Raw genomic sequence first — 20,301 nt, 5'->3', positions numbered from 1 at the left:
CACGCGGCACTCGATGGCGTGGCCGGTGAACACGATGTCCTCCTGTCGGATCGACAGCTTCTCGCCGCCGGCGATCAGCAACTGCTCGCGAACGAGATCGATGCCGGTTACCAGTTCGGTCACCGGATGTTCCACCTGGATACGGGTGTTCATTTCGATGAAGTAGAAACGACCGCCCTCGAACAGGAACTCGAAGGTGCCCGCACCGCGATAGCCGATGCGCAGGCAGGCGTCGACGCAGACCTTGCCGATCTGGGCACGCATTTCCGGCGTGATGCCCGGCGCCGGTGCTTCCTCGACGACCTTCTGGTGACGGCGCTGCATCGAGCAGTCGCGCTCACCGAGGTGGATGGCATTGCCCTGGCCGTCGGCGAGCACCTGGATCTCCACGTGGCGCGGATTCTCCAGGAACTTCTCCATGTAGACCTGATCGTTGCTGAAAGCGGCCTTGGCTTCCTGCTTGGTCATGACGATGGAGTTGGCGAGGTGGGCCTCGGTGCGCACGACGCGCATGCCGCGACCACCGCCACCGCCGGAGGCCTTGATGATGACCGGGTAGCCGATCTCACGGGCGATGCGGATGTTTTCGTCGGTGTCGTCGCCCAGCGGGCCGCCCGAGCCGGGCACGCACGGCACGCCGGCGGCCTTCATGGCGCGGATGGCTTCGACCTTGTCGCCCATCAGGCGGATCACGTCGGCGGTGGGGCCGATGAAGATGAAGCCCGAGGTCTCGACCTGCTCGGCGAAGTTCGCGTTTTCGGAGAGGAAGCCGTAGCCCGGATGGATGGCCTGGGCGTCGGTGATCTCCGCCGCGGCGATGATCCGGGGAATGTTGAGGTAGCTGTCGGCCGAGGGACCCGGGCCAATGCATACCGATTCGTCGGCCAGGCCGACGTGCTTGAGGTTGCGATCCACGGTGGAGTGCACCGCGACCGTCTTGATGCCGAGCGCGTGGCACGCGCGCAGCACCCGCAGCGCGATTTCGCCGCGGTTGGCGATGACTACCTTCTCGAGCATGGTGTCAGGCCTCAGGCGATGACGAACATGGGTTCGTCGAATTCGACCGGCTGGCCGTTCTCGACCAGGACAGCGACGACGGTACCCGAGACGTCGGCCTCGATCTGGTTGAACATCTTCATCGCTTCGATGATGCCCAGCGTTTCACCGGCCTTGACCTGCTTGCCGACCGTGGCGAACGCCGGCGCGCCAGGCGTCGACGAGGCGTAGAAGGTGCCGACCATCGGCGCCTTGGTCACGTGGCCCGCCGGGAGACCGGTTTCGATCGGCGCAGCGGCGGCAGCGGGCGCAGCCGCCACGGGAGCGGCGGCGACCGGGGCGGCCTGCTGCATCGGTGCAGCGTACATCTGTGGCGCGGCGGTGCCCTTGGGCACGCGCGACAGGCGGACGACTTCTTCGCCTTCCTTGATTTCCAGCTCGGCGAGGTTCGATTCCTCGAGCAGGTCGATAAGTTTCTTGATCTTGCGCAGGTCCATGGGACAAACCTTCTGGTGGAATGGAATTCAGGCCGCGGGCACCGCGAGGCGGAGCAGGGCGGCTTCGAGCGCCAGGCGATAGCTGTCACCGCCGAAGCCGCAGATCACACCGGTGGCCAGGTCGGACAGATACGAGTGATGGCGGAACGCCTCACGCGCATGCGGATTGGACAGGTGGATCTCGATGAACGGGATCGACACGCCGGCAAGGGCGTCGCGGATGGCAATGGACGTGTGAGTGAACGCAGCCGGGTTGATCAGGATCCAGGCGACGCCTTCGTCGCGTGCCTGATGGATCCGGGCGATCAACTCGTGCTCGGCGTTGGACTGGAACCAGCTCAGTTCGTGGCCGGCCGCCTGGGCGCGGGCCTGCAGCGAAACATTGATGTCGGAGAGGGTCTCGTGCCCGTAGACCGACGGTTCGCGCACGCCGAGCAAATTGAGGTTGGGTCCGTGCAGGACGAGGATCCTGGCCACTGTTCACCTGTGCCTTGTATCCGGGGCTCCGGAACGCCGCGCAGTGTGCGCCTGTCCCCCGGACTTGTCCAGTTCGGTGAAGATCGCCGTAGATCGCTGGAGATCGTGACTTTCCACACTGCAGCGTATGGTAGACCCTCAGCGCATTCGCCCCGAACAACGTTACGAGGGCATAGGCGGCGTGGGAGCCGATTTCATCGGCGAATGGTGAATACACCCGCGGCGCAGCCGCCACCTTGAGGGTGCTTGCCTCGGTCCCCACCGGAGGAAGAGATCGCCGATGAATCGGCTCCTACCGAGCAGGGCCGGTAGGCCTCAGCCCGCCGGAAACAGCTTCCTCCAGCCCTCGACACCCAGCCCATCCAACGTCGCCATGTTCGCTTCGAAAATCGTCGAGGCCTCGGGGAAGGCGGCCACTGCCTTGTCGATACTGTCCTCGCGGAGGAGGTGCAGGGTCGGGTAGGGCGAACGATTGGTGTAGTTGGTGATGTCGTCGGGGCCGGTGCCCTCGAACTGGAAGTCGGGGTGGAAGCTGGCCACCTGGATCTCGCCATCGAGCCCGAGATCCTCCACGGCGAGGTCGGCCACTTCAAGAAACTCGTTGAAGTCTTCGAAGTCGCCCAGTACGCCGGGGTGGATAAGCAGCGTGGTATCGGTCACCTCAGGACTCACGTCGCGTAGGTGCTCGAGTTCCCGCTTGAGATCGTCGAGCAGCTCCAGCGGCTGGGTGGCGGCGCTGACCACGTAGCGGATCTGGCCTTTCTTGTGCACGGCCTTGGCGAACGGGCACAGGTTGAGGCCGATCACGGCCTTCTCCAGCCAGGCCTGGCTGCGTGCGATCGCTTCGTCGGGGGTCGGCAGACCGTCCATGGGGGTGTCCTTCATCGTGCGGGGGCGAGCCATTCGTCGAGTTCGGGCCCGGTGAAGGTACCCACTTTGCGGCGCAGGATACGCCCGTCTTCACCGATCAGGACGCTGTACGGCAGCACGCGACGCGTATTGCCGAGCGAGAGGGACCCGCCGGGCGCGTCGGCGTCCACGAGCATGATGGGGTAGCTCACCGTTTGTCTGGCGAGATAGTCGCGGACGCCGGTCGCCGTGTCCTCGGCCAGCCCAAGCACCACGATGTTCCGGTCCCGGTGGCGCGCGTATGCCGCGTCGAGCAGGGGCATCTCCCGCCGGCACGGCCCGCACCAACTCGCCCAGTAATTGATGAGCACGCGCTTGCCGCGCCAGTCCGACAGCTGGCGTGCCTTGCCATCGACCGTCACGAAGCTGGCTTCCGGCGCTGGGTCGCCGATGTCGGCGACCGTCACGCCTGGCGGCGGTGGCGGATGCAGGCGCCGGTGCTCGACCCACAATCCGCCCGTCGCCCCGAGGATCGCCAGTACGACGATCCAGAAGGTCGGGCCGCGCGTCATGGCGACGCGGCGGCCTCGAGTGCCTGCTTCACGGTGTCGTAGGTGAGCACGGTGGAGAGCTTGTGGCCGTCGCCACCACCCTTCGGATAGACCACGTACAGCGGCACGCCGACCGAGTGGTACTGCTCGAGGAAGGCCGCGATGGTCGCGTTCACGTCGGTCCAGTCGCCGCGCATGTACACGGTGCCAGTGCGCTTGAGCAGCGCCTTGAAATCGTCCGTGTCGAGCACGGCGTGTTCGTTGGCCTTGCAGGTGATGCACCAGTCCGCGGTCATGTCGACCAGCACGGGTGTGCCGGCGGCACGCAGCTCGGCGAGCTTCTCCGGCGAGTAGGGCACGATGCCGTCGGTGGCGACCGTGGTCGCGGTCTGCGCCGGCAGGCCGTGCACGGTCCACAGGGCTGCCACGGCGCCGAAGGCGAGCACGGCGGTGAAGATCCAGGACAGGCCGCGGTCGCGGTTGGCGTTGCGCCCGTACCACCACAGCGCCATGGCGAGAAGGACGGCGCCCGCGAGGACAAGGGCCGTCGCGTCCGCGCCGCGCTGCTTGGTCAGCACCCACAGCAGCCACACCGCCGTGAGATACATCGGGAAGGCCAGCGCCTGCTTCAGCGTCTCCATCCAGCGGCCGGGGCGCGGCAACAGTCGGGCGATCGCCGGCACGAAGCCGATCAACAGGAAGGGCAGCGCGAGGCCAAGGCCGAGGGCGAGGAAAATCAGGAAGGCCACGGCGACCGGGGCGGCGAAGGCGAAAGCGATCGCCGAGCCCATGAAGGGCGCCGTGCAGGGGCTGGCAACGACGACGGCAAGGACACCGGTGAAGAAGTCGCCCGACGGACCCGAGCGCGAGGCCAGACCGCTGCCGACGTTACCCAGCGAGCCGCCGATCTCGAACACGCCCGACATCGACAGGCCCACGGCGAGCATGACGTAGACGAGGATGCCGATCGCCAGCGGCTGCTGGAACTGTGCGCCCCACTGGATGCCATGGCCGGCAGCGCGGATGCCGACGATGATCACGCCCAGTGCGGCAAAGGCGACGAGCACGCCGGCGGTGTACCAGAGCGCGTGCCGACGGGCGGCTCCCTGGCTCTCGCCACTCTCCAGCACGGTGATCGCCTTCAGCGATAGTACCGGCAGCACGCAAGGCATCAGGTTCAGCACGAGGCCGCCGAGCAGCGCCAGGCCGATCGCGGCGACGAAGCCGAGCGGCGCCTCACTCTTCGGCATGAGGCCCGGAGGCGGGGGTGTCGGCGCCACGTCCTTCACGGCGGCAGTCGCGGGCGCGGCGGAGGCCGGGGCGCCGACCGTCGCCGTACCGGCGGCGAAATCCACGCTGATATGACGCTTCATGACCGGATAGCAGATGCCGTTCTCGAGGCAGCCCTGGTAGGCGACGTCGAGCTCGGCCGTCTTCGCGTCCGCCGCGCCCTTGATCGGCACGGGCAGCTCGACCTGATCGAAATAGACGATGGTGTCGCCGAAGTGTTCGTCGTGGTGGGCGACGCCGCTCGGCCACTCCGGCTCACCGGTCGTGACGCCAGCGGGCGAGGCGACCGTGATTTCGGTCTTGTCGCGGTACAGGTAGTAATCCTTCGGCATGGTCCAGCGCAGCAGCAGGGCATCGCGCGACTTGACCAGGGCTTCGAAGCGGAACGCCTGCTCGGCCGGCAGGGCGGCGGCATCGGTGCCCGGGGTTGCGGCCGGGGCGCCGAGCAGCGAGGCGCCATTGGCGGCGGGTGCGGCGGCAGTAGGCGTGGCCGCAGCGGCCGTCGGCGCAGGCCCCGTTGGAATGGTCGAGGCGCCACCGATGGTGAGCTTCAGGTGCTCGGTGTTCGGCGGGTAGCAGATCTTCGGCTCGACTTCGTGGCAACCCTGGTACTGGACGTCGAGGGCCAGGGTGGTCGTGCCGGCGGCGAGCAGCGTGTACGGCACGCTGGCTTCGATATCGCCGTGGTAGATCTCTACGTCGCCGAGGTATTCGTCGTGCTTCTTCAGGCCATCCGGCAACGTCGGCTCGCCGAGCGAGACCGCACCGGCGTCGGCCGCCTTGATCTTGATCCGGCCCCGATAGAGGTAATAGTCCGGCGCGATGCGCCAATGCAGCTTGACCATGCCGGGCTGGCTGGCGTCCGTGGTGAGGTGGAACGCCTCGGTGACGGGCAGCAGATCGTCGTCGCCCTGCGCGAATGCGGGCAGGGCAACGAGCAGCAGGCCAAACGCGGCGACCAGGTTCCGCGCAAGGCGGCGAAGCGACGACATGGTGATCTCCGTGGAGCGATGCGGTGACGAGGCGCGTGGGGCGTCGATCATTATGACCGGGCGAACCCGGGTTAGCTTGCGTCGATGCTTGCTTCCAGCCACGCCAGGTAGGGGGCATGGCCGGCGACAACCGGCAGGGCGACGATTTCCGGCACCTCATAGGGATGGTGTGCCAGGACGAAGCGTTCCAGCGCCGCGAAGGCCTCGCGGGTCGTCTTGGCCACCAGCAGGTCTTCGTCGTCGGTCACGACCTCGCCCTTCCAGCGGTAAGTGGACCGCACGCCAGGCACTCGGTTCACGCAGGCGGCGAGGCCCGCTTCGACGATGGCGCGGGCGAGGGTGTCGGCGGGTTCGCCGGTGGGGCACGCGATGAGGACAGCGATAGGTTCGGACATGCCCCAATTGTGGCCTCTCGTACCCTTTTTTGAACCCGGGGCCTTGAACGGTTTCGTGGCGCCGCCATCTGTCGACCATCCGCAGCTCTTCCGAATCAGGAAAGCTTAGGGCTAAAATTCTGGCACTCACCCTGACCAAGTGCTAACAGGGTGGACCTTTTTCCTTATCCGTCAAACACATGTTTGGAGAAGTCATGAGCAAACTGCGCCCGCTGCACGACCGCGTCATCGTCAAGCGTCTCGAAGAAGAGCGCGTTTCCGCCGGTGGCATCGTCATCCCGGACAGCGCCACCGAGAAGCCCACCCGCGGCAAGGTGCTCGCTGCCGGTACCGGCCTCCTCCTGGCCAGCGGCCAGCTCCGTCCGATGGGCGTGAAGGAAGGCGACGTGGTCCTGTTCGGCAAGTATGCCGGCCAGGAAATCAAGGTCGACGGCGAAGATCTGGTCTTCCTGAAGGAAGACGACATCGTGGCGGTCCTGGAAGGCTGAGCTTTCGCTCGCCCCGTTCCCCCCGATCTCACTTACTAATCATTTAAGGATTCAAAGACCATGGCATCGAAAGAAGTCCGCTTCGGCGAAGACGTCCGCGCCCGCATGCTGAAGGGTGTGAACACCCTCGCCAACGCGGTCAAGGTCACCCTGGGCCCGAAGGGCCGCAACGTCGTGCTCGAGAAGAGCTTCGGCGTCCCGACCGTCACCAAGGACGGCGTCTCGGTCGCGAAGGAAATCGAACTCGCCGACAAGTACGAGAACATCGGCGCACAGATCGTGAAGGAAGCCGCCTCGAAGACCTCCGACGTGGCCGGTGACGGCACCACGACCGCGACCGTCCTCGCCCAGGCGTTCATCCAGGAAGGCCTCAAGGCCGTTGCCGCGGGCATCAACCCGATGGACCTCAAGCGCGGTATCGACCAGGCCGTCATCGCCGCCGTTGCCGAACTGAAGAAGCTGTCGAACCCGACCGCCGACGACAAGGCGATCGCCCAGGTCGGCACGATCTCGGCCAACTCCGATTCCAACATCGGTGACATCATCGCCACGGCGATGGGCAAGGTCGGCAAGGAAGGCGTGATCACGGTTGAAGAGGGTTCGGGTCTCGAGAACGAGCTCGACGTCGTCGAAGGCATGCAGTTCGACCGCGGCTACCTGTCGCCGTACTTCATCAACAACCAGCAGTCGCAGCAGGTTGAACTGGACGACCCGTTCATCCTCATCCACGACAAGAAGATCTCGAACGTCCGTGAGCTCCTGCCGGTGCTCGAGGCTGTTGCCAAGGCTGGCAAGCCGCTGCTGATCGTTGCCGAGGAAGTCGAGGGCGAAGCCCTGGCTACCCTCGTCGTCAACACGATCCGTGGCATCGTCAAGGTCGCCGCCGTCAAGGCGCCGGGCTTCGGCGATCGTCGCAAGGCCATCCTGGAAGACATCGCTGTCCTCACCGGCGGCACGGTCATTTCCGAGGAAGTCGGCCTGGCGCTCGACAAGGCCACGATCACCGACCTCGGCCATGCCAAGCGCGTCGTGATCACCAAGGAAAACACCACGATCATCGACGGTGCCGGCGATGCCGAAGGCATCCAGTCGCGCATCAAGCAGATCAAGGCGCAGATCGAAGAGACCTCTTCGGACTACGATCGCGAGAAGCTGCAGGAGCGTGTTGCCAAGCTTGCCGGCGGCGTTGCCGTCATCAAGGTCGGCGCCGCGACGGAAGTCGAGATGAAGGAAAAGAAGGCCCGCGTCGAAGACGCCCTGCACGCCACGCGCGCAGCCGTCGAAGAGGGCGTGGTCCCGGGCGGCGGCGTTGCCCTGATCCGTGCACTGAAGGCGCTCGAAGGCCTGAAGGGCAAGAACACGGACCAGGACCTCGGCATCGCGATCACCCGTCGCACGCTCGAAGCCCCGCTTCGCGCCATCGTGACCAACGCCGGCGAAGAGGCTTCGGTCATCGTCAACCAGGTCAAGGCCGGTGAAGGTAACTACGGTTACAACGCGGCGACCGGTGAGTTCGGCGACATGATCGCCTTCGGCATCCTGGACCCGACCAAGGTCACCCGCTCGGCACTGCAGTTCGCCGCGTCGGTTGCCGGCTCGATCATCACGACCGAAGCGGCCGTGACGGAAGTGCCGAAGAAGGACGACGGCCACGGCCATGGCGGCGCTGGCGGCGGCATGGGCGGCATGGGCGGTATGGACTTCTAAGTCCCGCTCGAATAGCTCCTGAAACGACGAAGGAGTCCTGCGCAAGCAGGGCTCCTTTTTTTGTTTCATGTGTGCAACCGATGCGGTGAATCGGCAAGGTCCGCCGCGGCCCCTTGCCTGCCGTTTCCTTGCGAGCAAAAATCGGTGCAGGTGCAGTGAGGCACTGTCGACGGATCGATATCCGTCGTCACAGGTTCCCAGGGAGTAATGCCATGACATGGAAAGCACGTGTTCTTTCGCTGTGTTTCGTCCTCGAATGTGCGGCTTGCCAGACACATTCCGCCCGGCCGCGATCGGTAGGAGACGAGACCGCAGTACGCCTCAACGCACGGTTCGACGCGACGGCTGCGTCGTGCGATGAAGCGTCCACCAAGCCTGCGTATGACTGCAATGGCGTGCTGATCCGCGCGACGGATGCGGTTCCGACGGAGGATGAGCCAGATCGACATGCCTGGGAGCCCACGACGGGGGCTGGCACGGCCGAGGCACTCTCGTTCAGCTATCTTCGCAAAGATGTCGGTAGTCGGATTCTCTATGGCGAGCAGGCGCGCCCGCACGGGCTGATCATCAGGGAAGCCGATGCAAACGGTAGTCCTGGCATGTTTCCCGTCACCATCTTCTGTTCCTTCCCTCATGACGCCGTCACGGGCGGACGAGGGCCGCATGGTTGCGCTGCGAACTCGGCTTATCCCGTGGAAAGCCGGCCGTGCAAGGAGCAAGGCATCGACACGGTGGAGGCGTGGCGCAAGCACTTCGCCGAGGTCACCACGTTTCCCGAGCAGTTCTATCATCAATGCGGCTTCGATGCCGATCAGGCGGGGTTCGCGTTGAGTATTGCCTCGCGGGTTCCCGACGGCATGCTCGAAGCCATGCAGCACATGGAATTGATGGTGAAGACATGGCCCGCGGAAAAGCCGCAGGAGGTGCCTCTCGAGGCCATCTTCTACACTGCGGGAAAGTACGAAAAAGACGGCCTGGCGGGAGCCCGACTCATCCAGCGCGATTACAATGGGGTCACCGGCAAGGTCGTTCCTATCGTCCGGTTCACGACGGACCAGAGCCTTCCGCCCTTCAGCTACCGTGTGGACGACCAAGCCATCGTGCGCTGATGCGATGGACCACTGGCGGTCGCCACGTGTCGCTCGCCGTCACTGTCCCGCGCCTGCCTCTGCCTCGTGCTCGGCGTCGCCGGCCTGGCGCGCGACATCGATGCCCGCATCGGGCAGCGCATAGCGCGCAAGAAGCGGGTCAAGCTTGTTCTTCAAGCGAAGCAGGGCGACATTGCCCATCGCCGCGTCGGTCAACTTCGTGTTCGCGTCTTCCGCGGCCGTGTTGGCATCCGGCGAGCGCGTGAGCGCGGCAAGCTGGCCACCCAGCACCTGGGTCAGTGCGAAATAGGCATCGTCGTGAATACCGGCGCGCTCCAGTACGAGGCCCGGGAGCATCCACGACGCCATGTCGCCGTGCACCGGCGGAGGGCCGTCGTTGTGCGCATCCACCAGCACCCACGGCACCATCTGCGTGTCGAACGGCTGGCCGTCGCGGAAGCCTGCGTGGGTGTACGTATTGGTCAGCGCCGGGAGATGGTCGCCGTAGAACAGCAGGAGGGTCGGGCGTTCACGCCTGGCCAGCAGGTCGGCGAGACGGCCGAGTTCGGCGTCGGCGTGATGCATGTGATAGACGTAATTCTGCCACTCGAGCTTGTCCTTTCCTTCGATGCCCGCGGGGACGGGAATCGCATCGCGCTCGGCGACATCCGTGTTGTCGGAACCATCGTAAGGCCCGTGTGCTTCGATGCTGATCGCGAAGACCAGGCGTGACGGACCGGCATCCGGCAGCTGGGCCATGATTTCGTCCGTCATGGCGCTGTCGGCCATGTACGTGCCGTCGTTCTTCGCGTTCGCGGGGAAGCCCTCGCGCGAAACGAAACGGTCGAAGCCGATGGCCTTGAAGGCCGCCGGGCGGTTCCAGAAGTTCGGGTTGTGTCCGTGCACGGCGACGGTCTCGTAGCCGTGCGAGCGCAGGGCGCGAACCATGCTCGGGACCACCTGGTTATGCAGGTCCAGGTAGGGATAGCGCATGTTGCCGAAGTAACGCAGGGAAAGGCCCGTGAGTACTTCGAACTCGGTGCGGATGGTGCCGCCGCCGAACGTCGGCACATGCAGGCCGCCACCGCTGCCTTCCTGCGTCAGGCGATGCAGGTTGGGCGCGACATCGGTGTCGTAGCCGTTCACCGCCGACGGATCGAAGAACGATTCGCTCTGGATGATGACGATGTCCGGCGGTTGCCGCGTGTGCTGTGCGGCCTTTGCCATGTGCTCACGCAACGCGGCGTCGTTGTCGCCGATGAGCTGCAGGGCCGCCTTGGGATCGTCCTTGGGCTTGTTGCGCGAGGCCTGAAGATGAAACTGCATGAGGTTGGACATGACGCCGTTGTATCCGGCGTTTTCCGACGGTGACCACGGCATCATGCCGAGCCGCTGGCCGTTGTAGATCTTGGCCCAGCCTGGTGTGCCAGCGAAGAGCGTGACGAAAAGCGTGCCCAGTGCGAAGGTGGCGACGATCCGGCGGCCATAGGTGCGCCGTGCGAACACGGGCGGCTCGAACCGGACGAGGACGACGACCAAGCCGATCAGCGCGGCGATGGCCAGGTAGGGAGCGATCTGGCGCGGCAGGTAGCCGGAAAGCAGCGACAAGCCGCCGTTGCTCAGCTGCCCGACGAGGCCAAAGTCGGCTGGCAGCAACGGCGTGCCGAGATTCTTCACCTTGATGGCGCTAACCGCGAAGACCACGCCTTGGGCCAGGAAGGCGACACCAAAGGAGAGCCAGGTCCGACGGGTCAGCGTCAGCAGCAGGGTAGCCAGCATGAGGCCGGGCGTGGCATTGGCGATCAGGTGGCCGGGACGGGTCATCCATTGGTCGGTGCCGACCCCGGGGTTACCGTCGATCAGCCCCGTCAGCAGGACGAACAGGACCGCCGTGATGAGCGGCAGCACAGCGCGTCCCACGCGGTCACGCCAGGTTTTCGAAGTGCTGGTCATAAGAGCCGACTTCCGGGTCCAGTCCCGAGGGGATAGGGACTGTAACGGAACGGACATGAATCGGTTGTCACCAAAAGCGCCGGTTTTTCATACGATTCTTCGCAAATTGCCGCTTCAGGCACAATGGCCTCCTCATGACTGTCCCTACGCCAGCCCTGCGCGAAAGCCCCGAACTACGGGCACTCATCGATCACCGTTATGCCGATGTGATGGCGGCATGTCGGGCGGCTCGCATTCCCGTTCACGACGATGYGGGCGTGGCCGAACGCATCCGCCGCACACTGCTGGCTTCGGACTTCGCCTTCGACGTCTTTCGTCGCCAGCCGGAATTGCTCGCTCCTGCCGGCCTCGAGCGCTTCCGCGCCAGCGCGGACGCGGCGACGCGCGGCGGCATGCTGGACCTGCCCGCCGATGAAGACCGCTGCATGTCGATCCTGCGCCGCTTCCGTCATGCCGAGGCGGTTCGCCTGGTGTTTCGCGATGTGAACGGGCTCGACGATATCGACGAGACGCTGGCGTCGACCAGTGCTCTTTACGAAACGCTGCTCAGCGCGGCCTTGCGCTGGTCCGAACATTCCTTGCACGCCCGTTTCGGCCGTCCGCGTGACGCGGCCGGCGTCGAGCAGCGCATGGTCGTGGTCGGCTTCGGCAAGCTGGGCGGCAACGAACTGAACTTCTCGTCGGATATCGACCTGATCCTCGCCTATGCCTCGGGTGGCGATACCGATGGCACGCGTTCGCTCGACAACGGGGAGTACTTCATTCGCGAGGCTCGCCAATTGGTGCGACTCCTTGCCGAGCCCACGGTGGACGGGATATGCGCACGCGTGGACCTGCGGCTGCGTCCGTTCGGCAATGCGGGCCGTCTCGCGCTGCCGTTCGCGGCAATGGAGCAGTACTACCAGCGCGAAGGTCGCGACTGGGAACGTTATGCATGGATCAAGGCGCGCCCCGTCGCCGGGGACCGCGCCGCCGGGCGCGAACTTCAGGACATGCTGCGGCCCTTCGTATATCGCCGTTACCTCGACTACACGGCGTTCGCTGGCCTGCGCGAGATGAAGTCGCTGATCGATGCGGAAGTGGCGCGCAAGGACCTTGCCGGTAACCTCAAACTGGGCCCGGGTGGCATTCGCGAGATCGAATTCGTCGTCCAGCTGACCCAGATGATCCGTGGCGGTCGCGATCCCGCGCTGCGCGTCCGCGGGCTGCTGCCGGCGCTGCGCGCGTGCGAGGCACGCGGATACATTCCCACAGCACGGGCCAAGCTTCTCCGCGCAGCCTACCTGTTCCTGCGTCGCGTGGAGAATCGCGTGCAGATGTTGCGCGACGCGCAGACGCATGACATTCCCGACGACGAGCTTTCGCGCGAAAGGCTGGCGTTGGGCCTGGATTACCCGTCGTGGGATGCGTTGGCGGTGGAGCTGGCCGCGCATCGCGCCGCCGTGTCGGCCGAGTTCGCCGCCGTGCTCGTGCCGGAGGCCGGGCAGACCGCGACGGCGCCGGTCGCCGATGTCGAGCTGTGGGCTGCTGCTCGTGACGGCTCGTTGAGCGCGGCGACGCTGGAGGCCTCGGGATTTGCCGGCGGTGCCGACGCCGTGGAGCAACTGACCAAGCTTCCGCACGCGGCGGCCGTACGATCCATGTCCGCCCGCTCCGGGGAACGACTCGAGCGGCTCATGCCGCAACTCATCGGCGCCGCACGGGCCAGTGCGTCGCCGTCCGCCAGCTTGCTGCGCATGGTGCGCCTGGTCCAGGCCGTCGCACGGCGATCCTCGTACCTCGCCTTGCTCGACGAGCAGCCGAATGCGCGGCGTCGTGTTGCGGGTGTCTTCTCCGACAGTGCGTTCCTGGCGGAGCGGGTGATCGCCCAGCCCTTGTTGCTGGACGACGTTCTCGATCCACGCATCGACCAGCTTCCGCTGAAGCGCGCCGATATCTCCGCGGAGATCGCGCGGACACTCGGCACGCTGGATGAGCGTGACGCGGAACGTGAACTCGAGCGACTCAACGAGTTCCGTTCGAGCATCGCGTTTCGTCTCGGCCTCGCCTTCAACGACGGGCGGGCCGACGCGCCGGCCACGGCGCGGCGGCTTGCCGGCCTCGCCGAGGCGATCGTCGCTGCCGTGCTGGCGCTCGCCACGCGCGAATTGACGGCCCAACACGGACGCCTGTCGGGTGACGGCGGGGGTTTCGCCGTCCTGGGCTATGGCAGTCTGGGCGGCGAGGAGCTCGGATTCGCTTCGGACCTCGATCTGGTTTTCGTTTACGACGGCAAGCTGGCCAACGCGATGAGCGACGGCCCGCGACCGGTCGACGGGACACGCTGGTACCAGCGCCTTGCCCAGCGCGTCATGCACTGGTTGAGCGCGCAGACCCATGCCGGCAAGCTATACGACGTCGATACGCGCCTGCGGCCCGACGGCTCCAAAGGCCTGCTCGTCGCCAGTGTCGATGCGTTTGAGGCCTATCAGCGCGATCGCGCCTGGACCTGGGAGCATCAGGCCCTGCTGCGAGCGCGACCCGTGGCCGGCGATGGTCGGCTGGGCGCTGTGCTGGGCGGCATTCGCCGGGAAATCCTCTGCACACCGCGCGACGGCACGCGCGTCATCGCCGAAGTCAGTGCGATGCGGCGGCGCTGGAGGTCCGAGCGCGATCGGTCGGATGCCCTGCGCCTGGACCTCAAGCAAGGCGCGGGCGCACTTATCGATATCGAGTTCCTGCTGCAGGGCATGGTGCTGGCGCACGCGGCGGAGCATCCGACGATTCTCGACACGACGGCGAGCAGCACGTTGATCGATGCACTTCGCTCGGTCGGCCTGTTTACCCAGTTGCAGGCCGATACCCTCCATGTGGCGCATGCCGATCTGTTGCAGATGGGGCTGGCGTGCACGCTGGATCTTCGATCGCGCATCGCCCAGCGCACGCCGGCGCTGGACGCCGCGTGTGCGGGCGTGATCCAGGTGGCGAGCGAGCTTGGCTTCGAACTGCAGGGCGCCGACGCTCCCGCCTCACAGGCTGTCTGAACCGCGCGGCCGGCGCTATGCTGTCCGGCCGTTCACGGACCTGACCTGCGATGACCCGACCCTCGTTGTTGATCGACACCGACCCCGGCGTGGACGATGCCCTCGCTATCCTTATGGCGCACGAGCACGCCGACGTGGCTGCGCTAACGGTGGCCGCCGGCAACGTCGGCCTGGGTCATACGGTGCGCAATGCGCGCACGCTGGTCGAGCTAATCGGGGCGGGCACGCCGGTGTTCGGTGGTTGTCCCTCGCCCCTGGTGCGTGCGCCGGATGAGGACGCGGCCTTCGTTCACGGCGCCGATGGCTTCGGCGACGTGGGTTTCGCCGAGCCGAAGCATCCGGTCGAAGCCGAGCACGCGGCCCTTGCCCTGATCCGCCTGACGCGCGAGCGGCCGGGTGAGCTGACCCTGGTTGCCCTCGGTCCGCTGACCAATCTCGCCCTCGCGGTCCGGCTGGATCCCGACCTGCCGCAGCGTGTGAAGCGCCTTGTCGTCATGGGCGGCGCGGTGACCGGCCACGGGAACACCGGCAAGATCCCGGCCGAGTTCAACATCGGGTTCGATCCGGAAGCCGCGCATGTGGTTTTCGAGGCCTTCGCCATGTTCGATCTGGTCGACTGGGAAGCGACGGTACGCCATGCGTTCCCGGACGAAACCTACGACGGCTGGGTCGCAGCGGGCGATGCCCGGGCCGATTTCTTCGAGAAGATCTTCGGCACAGCCCGGCGCTTCAACGCCGAGCATGAGCGGACCGGCTTCATCGCCGCCGATGCCCTGGCCATGGCCGTGGCCCTGGATCCGGGTATGGTCACCCGTGCCGAGACCCGTCACGTGGCGATCGAGCTGGATGGCCGGCTCACCCGTGGTGCGTCGGTGGTCGACTGGCATGGCCGCCTCGGCGGCAAGCCAAATGCCAGGATCGTCCTCGACGTGGATCAGGCACGGTTCGGTCAGCTGATCGCCCGGGCCCTCGGGGCCGCATAGCCTTCTACGGGGTGATCGCCGGACTTGATGTCCCTGACCCTGCTGGTTACAATGCCGCTCTTTTCACCCCGCTAATTCTTAGAGTCACGCCATGAAAGAGAACATCCACCCGAAGTACCAGTCCGTCGTTTTCCAGGACCTGTCGTCCGATTTCGCGTTCCTGACGCGTTCGACGATGTCCAGCAAGGAAACGGTCAAGTGGGAAGACGGTAACGAATACCCGGTGATCAAGCTCGATATCTCGAGCCATTCGCACCCGTTCTACACCGGCAAGCAGAAGACGCTGGACGTCGGCGGTCGCGTCGACAAGTTCCGTCAGCGCTACGGCCAGAAGTAAGACAGCACGATCCGCGCGCCGCCTGCGGGGTGGCGTTTCGCGAGGATAGACAGACACGGGGCGAGCCCAAGGCTTGCCCCGTGTCTTTTTGTGCGTGCAATCTGGCGGCCGGCGAACGGACGTTTGAATAGCCTCTGTGCGATAATGGGGAACTTCGGTCGCACGTGGCGGCCGGTACGGCGCCTCTCCCCCGGTGTCGTTAATCCCAACATCGCTGCGTTTCGCCAGCCCCTGGCGGAACGGGTACAGAAAGACAGAGGAGCTCGCCGTGTCCGACGCCAAAACCGTCAAATTGGTCGATGAATCCAACAAGCCCGTAAGCGAACTGCCGGTCATCGGCGGCACGCTCGGCGCCGAGTGCGTCGACATCGGCACGCTCTACAAGGACACCGGTTACTTCACTTACGATCCGGGTTATGGCAGCACCGCCAGCACCAAGAGTGCCATCACCTATATCGATGGCGACAAGGGCGTCCTGCTGTACCGTGGCTACCCGATCGAGCAGCTTGCCGAGAAGTCCACCTTCCTCGAGACCTCGTACCTGCTGCTCAACGGCGAACTGCCGAACAAGACCGAGTTCGCGAAGTTCGAGCACGACATCACGCATCACTCGATGATGCACGAGAACCTCAAGTTCTTCCTGCGTGGCTTCAACCACGATGCGCATCCGATGGCCATGCTCGCCGGCTCGATCGCCTCGCTGTCGGCGTTCTACCACGACAAGCTCGATGTCGATAACCCGGAAGACCGCAAGCTCGCCGCCATTCGCCTTATCGCGAAGATGCCGACGATCTCCGCCGCCATCTATCGTCATTCGATCGGCTGGCCGACGCGTTATCCGCGCAACAACCTCGAGTACGTCACCCGCTTCCTGCACATGATGTTCGAAGTGCCGAGTGAGCCGCTCGAGCTGAATCCGGTGGTCGCCAAGGCACTCGACCTGCTGTTCATCCTGCACGCCGATCACGAGCAGAACGCGTCGACCTCGACGGTCCGCCTGGTCGGTTCGACCGGTGCCAACCCGTATGCCTCGATCGCCGCCGGTATCACCGCGCTCTGGGGTCCGGCGCATGGTGGTGCTAACGAAGCCGTGCTCAAGCAGCTCGAAGAGATCGGTACCGCCGACAAGGTTGAAACCGCCGTCAAGCGCGCGAAGGACAAGAACGACTCCTTCCGCCTGATGGGTTTCGGCCACCGCGTGTACAAGAACTTCGATCCGCGCGCCAAGATCATTCGCGAAATGTGCCACAAGGTGCTCGAGGAACTCGGCGTCAATGACCCGCTTCTCGATGTCGCCATGAAGCTGGAAGAAGCGGCCCTGAAGGACGACTACTTCGTCGAGCGCAAGCTCTACCCGAACGTCGATTTCTATTCGGGCATCATCTACAAGGCGCTGGGTATCCCGACGGAAATGTTCACCGTGATGTTCGCCATCGCGCGTACGTCCGGCTGGATCTCGCACTGGATCGAGCAGCACGAAACGCCGGGGGCGCGTATCGGCCGCCCGCGTCAAATCTACACCGGTGCCGACGTTCGCGATTACACCTCGAGCGACAAGCGCTAAGAAAGAAAAAACCCCGCGAAAGCGGGGTTTTTTTTGCGAACGGTTTCCGATTTTCTTGCTTGGTAGGAGCCGATTCATCGGCGATTCCTAACGGTGTCGCAAGCACCCATCGCCGATGAATCGGCTCCTACCGAGCAAGGGTGGCGGAGTCGAACGCGGCGATATCTTCCTCGGCCAATAGTGCCTGCACCATCGAAGCGGTCGCCCGACGCATGGGGCGTTCATCGATGCGATCCAGGGGCGCCTGGCGCAGGGCATCCAGCGGTAGCACGGTCAGGTCGAACGGAATGCCGTCGGCACCGAACAGCAGTACGGGGTATTCGCTTTGCTCGTTGCCCGGCCAGCGCAGGCGTCGCGTCTGCGTCTCCAGCGGAATGCCTTGTTCCTGGAGAAACAGCACCGGGGCTTCCGGGTCGTCACTGAAGACATGCAGGCAGACGGCGGAATGCTCATCGGCGGTGCCTTCAAGGACGGCACCGACCAGGCGGGCGTCGAATCCGCGCAGGAAGCGCATCGCCTCGACGGCGGCTTCGCGCCTTGCACGCAAGGCCTGGGGCTGTGAATCGGCCTTGAAGATGCGTTGGTGTTCGCGCAGCGCGTCTTCGATCTCGTTGTTGCGAGGCAGCGCCTGCGCGTCGGCAATACCCAGTCGCTCCGCGGCTTTCACTTTCGCATGATGAAAGTCGCGAATGCCATGCTCGCTCATCAGGCGCGCTGCTTCCTGGGCGACAAGGGCGCGGTGTCGCTGCGTCCGGTCCTGTGCGTGGAGCTTGTGATGCTCGCCTCGTGCCATGACTCACCCCCGTGTGGTGTGTATGTGGTCGTCAGAAGATGTCGTAGGCGTGATCCTGCTGTTCCTCCTGTTGCTTCTGCGTAGCCTGTTCGCGAAGACGGTCGACGTCCTCGACCTTCATGATTTCGCTCATGCCGCCGGGCGAGGGCAGGCCCGAGCCCGGATCGATCTGTACATTGGCGATACCGGGCGGCATGGCCAGGGTATGCGACGACTTATCCTTCAGCACCGCACCCATGTAATCCATCCAGATCGGCAAGGCCGCCTTTGCGCCGAACTCGCCGCGACCGAGTGAACTGAAGTCGTCGAATCCGACCCAGACAGCCGTCGATACATCGCCATTGAAGCCGACGAACCAGGCGTCGCGATGGTCGTTGGTCGAGCCTGTCTTGCCGGCGAGATCGTCGCGACCGAGTGCGCGTGCCGCCGACCCCGTGCCACGTTTGATGACGTCCTGCATCAGCGAGGTAACGAGGTAGTCGTTGCGAACGTCGATGACGTGAGGTGCCAGCTTCGGCAGCTTCGTCTGGTCGGCATGGGCATCGGCAGGAAGCACGGCGTCGCCGGTACCGTTGCCACCCGTGCTGCTGGCCACGGCCGGCTTGGCCGGAATCAGCGCCGTGGAAGGCTGGGTCGGCGGCCCGGCAGGGGTCGGATTGAGCAGGCGCTCCTGGCAGTCCGCGCAGGCGCGTTCCGGATTGGCAACGTAGACGGGATTGCCGTCGCGGTCGTCGATCCGCGCGATGAAGTAAGGCGTGACCAGATAGCCGCCGTTGGCGAACACGGCGTAGCCGCGCGCCATGCTCATCGGCGAGACGGATGCGGTGCCCAGCGCGAGCGAGAGATTCTGCGGCAGGGCGTCCGGCGTGAAGCCGAAGCGAGTGATGTACTCGCGGGCGTAGCGCACGCCGATGGCATCGAGCAGACGGACCGAGACGAGGTTCTTCGACTGGACCAGTGCCTCGCGCAGGCGCATCGGTCCGGCGAACTTGTTGTCGTCGTTCGCTGGCGTCCACATGCCGTCCGGACGTGACGGATCGGGGAAGGCGACCGGCGCGTCGTTGACGATCGAGGCAGGCGTGAAGCCTCGTTCGAAGGCGGCCGAATACAGGTAAGGCTTGAAGCTAGAGCCGGGCTGGCGTGCGGCCATCACGGCGCGGTTGAATTTCGAACGAAGGAAGCTGAAGCCACCCACCAGCGCACGAACAGCGCCATCTTCAGGGTCGACCGAGACCAGGGCGGCCTGCACGGCGGGAATCTGGGTCAGGTGCCAGGCGCCCTTGCCCGAGTCCGGCTTGGCTTCCGTCGTGGCCTTCGCGGTATCCGAGGCCTTCGCGTCTTCGTTGATGTCGTCCTTCTCGCTGCGGATGAGGCGAATCACGTCGCCGCGCTTGAGAACGGCGTCGACGCGCGTCGGTGCCGCGCCGGCGCGACCTTCGTTGACATAGGGCCGCGCCCAGGCAATCGATTCCAGGCTCAAGGTCGCCGTTTCTTTTGCGGACAGGTACACCGTTGCTTCCTTCGCCCCGGTCTCGGTGACGATGGCTGGCATCATGCCCGCGACGCTCGTGTAGCCGGCGAGAACGCGGTCGTAATCATCGGGACCGGCTTGAGCCGGGAGTTCCTCGTGACCCTCCGGGCCGCGATAGCCATGGCGGCGGTCGTAGGCGGACAGGCGCCCGCGGAGGGCATCGTTCGCCGCGGCCTGGCTGTCGCTGGGTACCGTGGTGTGCACCACGTAGCCTTCGGTAAGGGCATCGTTGCCGAGCTTCTCCAGCACCTGCTGGCGCACCATTTCGGCAAGGTAAGGCGCGTCTACCTCGATCTGCTGTTCGTGCGGGAACGCGTCGTTCGGTTCCTTGATGGCCTCGTCGTACTCGGCCTGGGTGATGAAGCGGTTCGAGAGCATCTGACCGAGGACCCAGTCACGTCGGGCGATCATCCGCTTGGGGTTGTTCAGCGGATTGACCACCGAGGGCAACTGGAAGGTCGAGGCCAGGGTGGCGCTCTCGGCGACGGTCAGCTGGTCGAGCGTCTTGCCGTAGTAATACGACGCGGCGGCGGCGAGGCCGTAGGCGCGATGACCGAGGAACATCTTGTTGATATAGAGCTCGAGGATCTGGTCCTTGGTGAGCTCGTTTTCCATGCGCAGGGCGATGAATACTTCCGTCAATTTGCGCGAATAAAGCTTTTCCGGGCTCAGGAAGAAGTTGCGTGCGACCTGCTGGGTGATCGTCGATCCGCCGGGTCCCTTGTCGCCGCCGGAGACGATGACGTGGATGCCGGCGCGGGCGATGCCGTGCCAGTCGATGCCCGGG

At 65.2% G+C, this 20,301-nt stretch carries 17 protein-coding genes; 7 read left to right on the top strand and 10 right to left on the bottom strand.

Annotated elements, in window-relative coordinates:
* The 7 genes from AC1DYM_RS21775 to cutA form a co-directional block, all read right to left on the bottom strand.
* A partial coding sequence (locus AC1DYM_RS21775; protein ID WP_477341953.1) for an acetyl-CoA carboxylase biotin carboxylase subunit occupies positions 1-1,017 on the bottom strand: 1,017 nt, incomplete at its 3' end.
* A gap of 11 nt (positions 1,018-1,028) precedes the next feature.
* Positions 1,029-1,493 carry an acetyl-CoA carboxylase biotin carboxyl carrier protein gene (gene accB, locus AC1DYM_RS21770; protein WP_477341951.1) on the bottom strand — a complete coding sequence of 155 codons (465 nt, stop codon included), beginning with the start codon at positions 1,491-1,493 and terminating at the stop codon, positions 1,029-1,031.
* A gap of 27 nt (positions 1,494-1,520) precedes the next feature.
* Positions 1,521-1,970, bottom strand: coding sequence for a type II 3-dehydroquinate dehydratase (aroQ, locus tag AC1DYM_RS21765; RefSeq protein WP_477341949.1), 450 nt, complete (start codon positions 1,968-1,970; stop codon positions 1,521-1,523).
* A gap of 315 nt (positions 1,971-2,285) precedes the next feature.
* Positions 2,286-2,840, bottom strand: a complete 555-nt coding sequence (locus AC1DYM_RS21760) for a DUF1415 domain-containing protein (protein ID WP_477341947.1) — start codon at positions 2,838-2,840, stop codon at positions 2,286-2,288.
* Between the two features lie 11 nt (positions 2,841-2,851).
* On the bottom strand, positions 2,852-3,391 hold the full coding sequence (locus tag AC1DYM_RS21755) for a TlpA family protein disulfide reductase (RefSeq protein ID WP_477341945.1): 540 nt from the start codon (positions 3,389-3,391) through the stop codon (positions 2,852-2,854).
* On the bottom strand, positions 3,388-5,652 hold the full coding sequence (locus AC1DYM_RS21750; protein WP_477341943.1) for a protein-disulfide reductase DsbD family protein: 2,265 nt from the start codon (positions 5,650-5,652) through the stop codon (positions 3,388-3,390). The genes AC1DYM_RS21755 and AC1DYM_RS21750 overlap by 4 nt, the downstream gene beginning before the upstream one ends.
* A gap of 71 nt (positions 5,653-5,723) precedes the next feature.
* Positions 5,724-6,047: a divalent-cation tolerance protein CutA gene (gene cutA, locus AC1DYM_RS21745; protein ID WP_477341941.1), complete on the bottom strand. Its 324-nt coding sequence runs from the start codon at positions 6,045-6,047 to the stop codon at positions 5,724-5,726.
* 194 nt (positions 6,048-6,241) lie between these two features.
* Between cutA and AC1DYM_RS21740 the strand changes: the two genes are divergently transcribed.
* From AC1DYM_RS21740 to AC1DYM_RS21730, 3 genes are all read left to right on the top strand, one after another.
* A complete protein-coding gene (locus AC1DYM_RS21740) occupies positions 6,242-6,535 on the top strand; it encodes a co-chaperone GroES (RefSeq protein ID WP_046968171.1) in 294 nt (97 codons plus the stop codon).
* A gap of 60 nt (positions 6,536-6,595) precedes the next feature.
* Positions 6,596-8,242 carry a chaperonin GroEL gene (gene groL / locus AC1DYM_RS21735; RefSeq protein WP_477341939.1) on the top strand — a complete coding sequence of 549 codons (1,647 nt, stop codon included), beginning with the start codon at positions 6,596-6,598 and terminating at the stop codon, positions 8,240-8,242.
* A gap of 395 nt (positions 8,243-8,637) precedes the next feature.
* Positions 8,638-9,351, top strand: coding sequence for a hypothetical protein (locus AC1DYM_RS21730; RefSeq protein WP_477341937.1), 714 nt, complete (start codon positions 8,638-8,640; stop codon positions 9,349-9,351).
* Positions 9,352-9,390: 39 nt separating this feature from the next.
* On the opposite strand, the gene AC1DYM_RS21725 is transcribed toward AC1DYM_RS21730, so the two are convergent.
* Positions 9,391-11,283, bottom strand: coding sequence for an LTA synthase family protein (locus tag AC1DYM_RS21725; protein ID WP_477341935.1), 1,893 nt, complete (start codon positions 11,281-11,283; stop codon positions 9,391-9,393).
* Between the two features lie 134 nt (positions 11,284-11,417).
* Between AC1DYM_RS21725 and glnE the strand changes: the two genes are divergently transcribed.
* The 4 genes from glnE to AC1DYM_RS21705 all read left to right on the top strand — a co-directional run bounded on the left by glnE (position 11,418) and on the right by AC1DYM_RS21705 (position 17,190).
* The gene (gene glnE / locus AC1DYM_RS21720; protein WP_477341933.1) at positions 11,418-14,306 is read left to right on the top strand and encodes a bifunctional [glutamate--ammonia ligase]-adenylyl-L-tyrosine phosphorylase/[glutamate--ammonia-ligase] adenylyltransferase; all 2,889 of its coding nucleotides are present in this window, start codon (positions 11,418-11,420) and stop codon (positions 14,304-14,306) included.
* Positions 14,307-14,356: 50 nt separating this feature from the next.
* Positions 14,357-15,289, top strand: coding sequence for a nucleoside hydrolase (locus AC1DYM_RS21715; protein WP_477341931.1), 933 nt, complete (start codon positions 14,357-14,359; stop codon positions 15,287-15,289).
* Positions 15,290-15,380: 91 nt separating this feature from the next.
* Entirely contained in the window at positions 15,381-15,626 is a 246-nt protein-coding gene (locus AC1DYM_RS21710; protein ID WP_046966218.1) for a type B 50S ribosomal protein L31, read from the top strand.
* Between the two features lie 268 nt (positions 15,627-15,894).
* Positions 15,895-17,190, top strand: a complete 1,296-nt coding sequence (locus AC1DYM_RS21705) for a citrate synthase (protein WP_477341929.1) — start codon at positions 15,895-15,897, stop codon at positions 17,188-17,190.
* Positions 17,191-17,317: 127 nt separating this feature from the next.
* On the opposite strand, the gene AC1DYM_RS21700 is transcribed toward AC1DYM_RS21705, so the two are convergent.
* Positions 17,318-17,983 (bottom strand): hypothetical protein, encoded by a 666-nt coding sequence (locus AC1DYM_RS21700; protein WP_477341927.1) that lies wholly within the window; start codon positions 17,981-17,983, stop codon positions 17,318-17,320.
* A 31-nt stretch (positions 17,984-18,014) separates the two neighbouring features.
* Positions 18,015-20,301, bottom strand: a 2,287-nt coding sequence (locus tag AC1DYM_RS21695) for a penicillin-binding protein 1A (protein WP_477341925.1), incomplete at its 5' end; no start/stop codon positions are given.

The sequence above is a fragment of the Luteibacter sp. P1_D3 genome, from assembly GCF_056406135.1.
The sequence above is the reverse complement of the archived record's forward strand: the minus strand, read 5'-3'. Positions and strand labels throughout refer to the sequence as shown.

What these genes read in the sequence shown, in the direction of transcription:
- AC1DYM_RS21755 (WP_477341945.1), bottom strand. Translation starts at nt 3,391, where the DNA reads ATGACGCGCGGCCCGACCTTCTGGATCGTCGTACTGGCGATCCTCGGG.
- AC1DYM_RS21750 (WP_477341943.1), bottom strand. Translation starts at nt 5,652, where the DNA reads ATGTCGTCGCTTCGCCGCCTTGCGCGGAACCTGGTCGCCGCGTTTGGC.
- AC1DYM_RS21725 (WP_477341935.1), bottom strand. Translation starts at nt 11,283, where the DNA reads ATGACCAGCACTTCGAAAACCTGGCGTGACCGCGTGGGACGCGCTGTG.
- AC1DYM_RS21710 (WP_046966218.1), top strand. Translation starts at nt 15,381, where the DNA reads ATGAAAGAGAACATCCACCCGAAGTACCAGTCCGTCGTTTTCCAGGAC.
- AC1DYM_RS21760 (WP_477341947.1), bottom strand. Translation starts at nt 2,840, where the DNA reads ATGGACGGTCTGCCGACCCCCGACGAAGCGATCGCACGCAGCCAGGCC.
- AC1DYM_RS21740 (WP_046968171.1), top strand. Translation starts at nt 6,242, where the DNA reads ATGAGCAAACTGCGCCCGCTGCACGACCGCGTCATCGTCAAGCGTCTC.
- accB (WP_477341951.1), bottom strand. Translation starts at nt 1,493, where the DNA reads ATGGACCTGCGCAAGATCAAGAAACTTATCGACCTGCTCGAGGAATCG.
- cutA (WP_477341941.1), bottom strand. Translation starts at nt 6,047, where the DNA reads ATGTCCGAACCTATCGCTGTCCTCATCGCGTGCCCCACCGGCGAACCC.
- AC1DYM_RS21715 (WP_477341931.1), top strand. Translation starts at nt 14,357, where the DNA reads ATGACCCGACCCTCGTTGTTGATCGACACCGACCCCGGCGTGGACGAT.
- groL (WP_477341939.1), top strand. Translation starts at nt 6,596, where the DNA reads ATGGCATCGAAAGAAGTCCGCTTCGGCGAAGACGTCCGCGCCCGCATG.
- AC1DYM_RS21700 (WP_477341927.1), bottom strand. Translation starts at nt 17,983, where the DNA reads ATGGCACGAGGCGAGCATCACAAGCTCCACGCACAGGACCGGACGCAG.